We start from the raw sequence: 5,336 nt of genomic DNA, 5'->3' as shown, positions 1-5,336 counted from the left end.
ATGCCCTTCACGCCCTGCGTGATGGCGGCCTCGATATCGGCCGTCTGCTTGGGCGAGGACACCTGTCCGTCGGACTCGATGACCTCATAGCCCTGCTTCACGATCTCCGCCTTGAAGGCGTTCATCATGTGCACGAAGAAAGGGAAGCTCAGACCTGGCACCGAGGCCAGGATCTTGTCGGCGGCAAAGGCAACGGACGACATCAGCGGCAGGGTGAGCGAGCCGAGAACGAGCGATCTTCTGGTCAGTTTCATAGTATTCCTCCCATGTTTCAAATTCGTGGCCGGGCGTGATCCTTGAGCGGGCCCGGACGGAGGCTCCCTCTTCGGTGTGGAGAGCGGCCCGTATGAGACCTTAGTTCGCTGCACGCCCCCTGTGAAGAGGAGTTGCAAGATATCATGCCAGACCCTCGTCCGCTGCAGGCGCTGAGCCCGGCCGCAGGACTAGCTGCGCTGCACCGGCGAGACCGGAATCATCGCCCAGAGCCGCAGGCACGATGTCAACGCCACGAAACGGCGGCAGCACGCGCGCATCGACGTTGCGGCGGATCATCGGCCCCAGAAGCGGAAGGGCATTCGCAACCCCGCCGCCAATCACGATCCGCTCCGGGTTCAGCACATGGATGACGGCGGCGAGCCCGAGCGCGATGTCAGCCGCAGCAGCAGCGGCGAAGGCCATTGCCTGGCTTTCACCGGCCTCGGCCGCGGCAAAGGCATCGGCGAGCCCGGCGAAGCCCGCGGCAACCGCCTTCCTGGTGAGGGCTGAGCCGGAGGCTTCAGCCTCCCAGCAGCCCGGCTGGCCGCAAAAGCAGGTGGCGCCGCCCTCGGGCCTGATCGGGATGTGGCCGATGTGGCCTGCAAGGCCAAGGCGCCCGCGCAGCAGCCGTCCCTCCGACACAATGCCGCCGCCGATGCCAGTTGAAATGGTGACGTAGACGAAGTCGGCCGCACCCCTTCCGGCCCCGCACATCCATTCACCGAGCGCGGCGCAGGGGCCGTCATTCTCGATGACGGCGGGAAGGCCTACCGCCTCTTCGACCGCCTGGCGCAGCGGGAAGCCGGTGAAGCCGCGAATGGTCGGTGTTGCGAGCGCCACGCCGCGCCGCGCATCAAGCGGGCCTGGCGCGCAGAGGCCGAGTTTGAGGTCCTTCATGGCGCCGCACTGCGCCATCACCGCCCGGCAGGCGGTGGCGATGGCATCGACCACGGCTTCCGCGCCTTCGTTGGCAGGTGTCAGCATGGCGTGGCGGTGCATGACGCGGCCCTCCACGTCCACCAGCGCCGCACGAAGCCGCGTTCCCCCGACATCGACCGCCAGCGCGGCATCGCCCGGCATGGGACTCATGCTCCTGGAAGAGCGTGCAGCCAGGCGATGCGTGCGCCCAAGTCCGGTGCACCGAAGGCGAGCGAGCCCAGCACCACGGTTTCCGCCCCATGGGCCACCAGCGTGGGCACGGTGTTGTCGCGGATGCCGCCATCCGCCGCCACGATCTGCCGATGCCTCGCACCGGATGCCGCCACCTTAAGCCGCATCTCCGCGATGCGGCCCGGCGCGGTTTCGGACAGTCCCTGCCCTTTGACGCCAATCGCCGTGCCAAGCAGCGTCACCATGCTGAGCTTCGGCAGCAGCGGTGCCACGACATCGAGCGGGCTTTCAACCCGCAGCACCGCGCCTGCCAGCAGCCCGCGCGCGGTGATGAGCGAAACGGCCTCCGCCGCATTGCCATTCTCGGCATGGATGCTGATGAGGTCGGCACCCGCATCGGCGAACTGCCCGGCCTGCGCCAGCAGGATCGCGTCATCCACCATCAGATGCACGTGAATAGGCACTGCACTTCTGGCCCGGATGGCGCTCACAAGGTCTGGGAAGAACAGCAGTGCGGGCGCGAACACGCCATCCGCCACGTCGATGTGCAGTATGTCGGCATGGGGTGCGATGCGCTCGAGGTCGCGCGCGAGGTTGCACAGGTCGGCCGACCACATGGAGAATTCGGCAAGGCAGCGGCCGCTGGCGAGGCGGTCAAACCAGCCGGGCTGGGGATGAGGCATGATGAATCTCCTGAATGAAGCGGCCAAGTGCGCCGCGGAAGCCTGCCTCATAGGCCTCCCGCCCGCGCGTCTTGGGCGGAATCTCCACAAGCTGCGAAGCGGGAATGAGGTTGGCGAGATAACGTGCATGGGCCATCGGGTGGACCACGTCTTCACCGTGGCCGATGACGAGTGTGGGGATGGAAAGGGATGACAGTTGGTTATCCGTCACGCCCGGACCATCACGCGAGATGCGCGTCAAGAGCTCCGCCGTTACATCGCGCGGCTCCCTGCGGAAGAAGCCGGTGAGAGAGGCGAGGTTGTCCGGCGCGTCCACGGCCAGCATCCGGCCCGTTGCGGTGGCGAGGAAATCATTCACCTCATCCGCCGAAGGCGGTTGCTGAAGCATCAGGCCAACTTCAAGATTGGGTATCATGTTGGAAGGAGCGGGATGCGTGGTCCATGCCGGCCGTGCGATCACCAGTCCCGCCACGCGCTTCGGCGCAAGGCAGGCAATCCGCATCGCAATCGCAGCGCCCATGGAGATACCACCGACGATCACGGGGCCGCCGCCGAGCATTGACATGGCAGCGAGCACATCGTCGGCAAATGTCGCGATGGAGAAGCTCTCAACCGCACCCGCGGGGCTCTCGCCATGGCCACGGCACTCAAGCACGGCAAGCCGCGCGCCCTCGGGAAACACTGATGCAGGCTGCGCAGCGTCTCCACAAAGCCCGTGCTGGAAGAACATGATTGGCCCCTCCCCTTCCTGCACATGCAATGCAAGGGCGAGCCCGTCACGCTCCAGAGAAATGGTGCGGAAGCCCTTCACAGCGCCTGCCGCTGCTGCCTGAGGAAGGCTGCAACGCCTGCCGCCTCCTCCGCCCCGAAACCATGCGCCACCAGCGGGCCATCGAAGCCCGCAGCTTTCAGCGCCGAGAGGAAATGGCCGAAGTCGATGACGCCCTTGCCCGCTGTGGCAACACTGCCGTCAGCCGCCCTGTCCTTCGCATGCGCCATCACGATGCGGTCCGCCAGCAGATCGACGGCGCGCGCGATGATGTCGCGGCGTTCGGCATCCTCCGCTTCCTCCGTGAGGTTCGCGGGGTCGAGCACGATGCGCAGGCGATCCGATTTCATGTCATCAATGAGGCGGCGCGCGGCGGTAGCACCATTCACCACATTGGCGAGCTCGGGTTCGATGCCGAGCAGAACGTCATGTTCATCCGCAATCCCGATCGCAACTTCGAAGGCGCGCTGCAGATCCAGCCAGGCTTCGGGTGAGCCGTTTTCAGGATGATGCCGCCACTGATCCTCCGCGTCACGCGTACCGGTGCAGAGGGTGACGAGCGGGCAGCCCATCTGCCGGCTCGCGGCGGCGATGACGGCGAGCCGCCGCTCGCCAACGCGCCTGACGGCCACGTCCGGATGGATCATGTTGTAGGTGCCAGACAGCGCCATGATCTGCTGGCCCGTCTCTTTCGCCGCCTGCGCCACCGCGCGGGTGATGTCGGGCGAGATCGCATCCGGCATGGAGGGCAGGCCGGAGCAGGCCATGTTGTACTGAACGCCCTCGAAGCCCGCCGCTTTCGACTGCGCCAGCACCGTTGCGGGGTCGCTGCCGGGGAAAGTCTTGGCGAAGACGCCGATGCGCATCACAGCTGCCCGGACACCTCGTCGAGGCGGACCTTGCGGCCCTCCGCGGCGGATCTTGCGATGGCCAGCATGGCGCGCACGGAAGCGATGCCGTCCTCGATGCCAGCACCTGTCAGCGGCGCATCATCGAGAATGGCGCGGGCAAAACCTTCGAGCTGGCGGCGGTAGAAATGCCCATCAGCGCCCAGCGGGCGGTAGGACGCGCCGTCACGCTCCCGGAAGATGTCGACCTCGGATGTCTTGTAGTACCAAGGATTGAAGGTCTTGCCGATGACGGAGCCGTTCTGCCCGTAGATCTGGAAGCCCTCGTGCCAGTCCATCCGCACGGCAACAGTCAGGTCGAGATGGCCCAGCGTGCCCGATGCGAAATCAACGTCGACGAACCAGCAATGCATGCCCTTGGCGCGTGACAGCCGCGCATTCACCGCCGTGATGTCGCCTGCAAAGTAACGCGCCGTGTCGACGAGGTGGCAGCCATGGGCCAGCATGTAATAGCGCGTGAGATCGGCCTTGGGATCCTGGCTGGGCTTGAGCGCATTCTTTGATTTCACGATGAGCGGCTGCACCGCATCCGTCATCGCGTAGCGGTGCGTGCTGTCGCAATACCAGGCCTTCAGCGCGACGATCTCGCCCATCTCATCCGCAATGAAGCGCTTCGCCTCCTGCAGGCCGATGTCATAACGCTTCATGTGGCCGACCTGGAAGCGCTTGCCGCTCAGCGCCACTTCGCGTTCGAGTTCCAGCACCTCCTCGAGGCCTATGCCCACGGGCTTCTCGCACAGCACGTGCTTGCCCGCCCGTAGCGCCTTGATGGAGGCTGGCACATGGAACGCGTCCGATGTGGCGATGATGACGGCATCGAGCTTCGGATCCGCCAGCATCTCGTCATAGTCGCCGTAGGATTTCTCCGGCGCATGCGTCCATGCCATGCGCTCGCGCAGGTCGGCTGCCACGTCACAGATGGCATAGAGCCTCGCGTTGGAGGCCTTGGTGCAGCTTTCGAAATGTCCGGCCTGGGCGATGGGGCCGCAGCCCAGAACGCCCACATTGAGCTTGGCCGTCATCCTCTCAGCGGACCCGCGTACCCGTCGCGGCGTCGAAGACGAAGAGGCGGTCCTTGCTGAAGGAAATGCCGATGTTCTCGCCCGTGGCGCCCGCGAAGTCCTTGTGCGCCTTGACGGTGAGCATGTCCTCGCCCGCCTTGACGGTGACGAGCGTGTGATCGCCGATGAGTTCCACCGTATAGATTTCGGCGGCGAGATTGCCCTGCCCCGGTGCTGTCACCGCGCAATCCTCGGGCCTGGCGCCCAGGATCGCCTTGTCGAGCCGCCCTGTTACGGGAACCTCAACCTTGCCGCCGCGCGTCTGGAAGGTTGAGCCTTCCAGCGAGCCATGCACCACATTCATCGGCGGCGAGCCGATGAACTGCGCGACGAAGAGATTGGCGGGGTCATTATAGATCTTGGCCGGCGTATCGAGCTGCTGCAGCACGCCGCGCTCGAGGATGGCCACGCGGTGGGCCAGCGTCATGGCCTCGATCTGATCATGCGTCACATAGATCGTCGTGGTGCCGAGCGTTGACTGCATGTGCTTCAGTTCCGCGCGCATGTGGCCGCGGAGCTTGGCATCGAGGTTGGAGAGCGGCTCGTCCAT

Annotated in this window: 6 protein-coding genes and 1 pseudogene; all 7 read right to left on the bottom strand. The window is 65.5% G+C overall.

Annotated elements, in window-relative coordinates; genetic code table 11:
- Positions 1-254: pseudogene (locus ACILRA_RS19340) on the bottom strand (sugar ABC transporter substrate-binding protein); the annotation flags it as partial.
- Between the two features lie 142 nt (positions 255-396).
- Positions 397-1,335: an ROK family protein gene (locus ACILRA_RS19335; RefSeq protein WP_395663689.1), complete on the bottom strand. Its 939-nt coding sequence runs from the start codon at positions 1,333-1,335 to the stop codon at positions 397-399.
- 5 nt (positions 1,336-1,340) lie between these two features.
- Complete coding sequence (locus tag ACILRA_RS19330; protein WP_395663688.1) at positions 1,341-2,048, bottom strand: ribulose-phosphate 3-epimerase; 708 nt, start codon at positions 2,046-2,048, stop codon at positions 1,341-1,343.
- The gene (locus ACILRA_RS19325; RefSeq protein ID WP_395663690.1) at positions 2,020-2,841 is read right to left on the bottom strand and encodes an alpha/beta fold hydrolase; all 822 of its coding nucleotides are present in this window, start codon (positions 2,839-2,841) and stop codon (positions 2,020-2,022) included. The genes ACILRA_RS19330 and ACILRA_RS19325 overlap by 29 nt, the downstream gene beginning before the upstream one ends.
- Positions 2,842-2,855: 14 nt before the next feature.
- The gene (locus tag ACILRA_RS19320) at positions 2,856-3,683 is read right to left on the bottom strand and encodes a sugar phosphate isomerase/epimerase family protein (RefSeq protein ID WP_395663687.1); all 828 of its coding nucleotides are present in this window, start codon (positions 3,681-3,683) and stop codon (positions 2,856-2,858) included.
- On the bottom strand, positions 3,683-4,747 hold the full coding sequence (locus tag ACILRA_RS19315) for a Gfo/Idh/MocA family protein (RefSeq protein WP_395663686.1): 1,065 nt from the start codon (positions 4,745-4,747) through the stop codon (positions 3,683-3,685). Before ACILRA_RS19315 ends, ACILRA_RS19320 begins: the two co-directional genes overlap by 1 nt.
- A gap of 4 nt (positions 4,748-4,751) precedes the next feature.
- A partial coding sequence (locus ACILRA_RS19310) for an ABC transporter ATP-binding protein (RefSeq protein ID WP_395663685.1) occupies positions 4,752-5,336 on the bottom strand: 585 nt, incomplete at its 5' end.

This window comes from Aestuariivirga sp., assembly GCF_044239095.1.
GTDB lineage: Bacteria > Pseudomonadota > Alphaproteobacteria > Rhizobiales > Aestuariivirgaceae > Aestuariivirga.
This window is presented reverse-complemented; position numbering and strand designations above follow the sequence as displayed.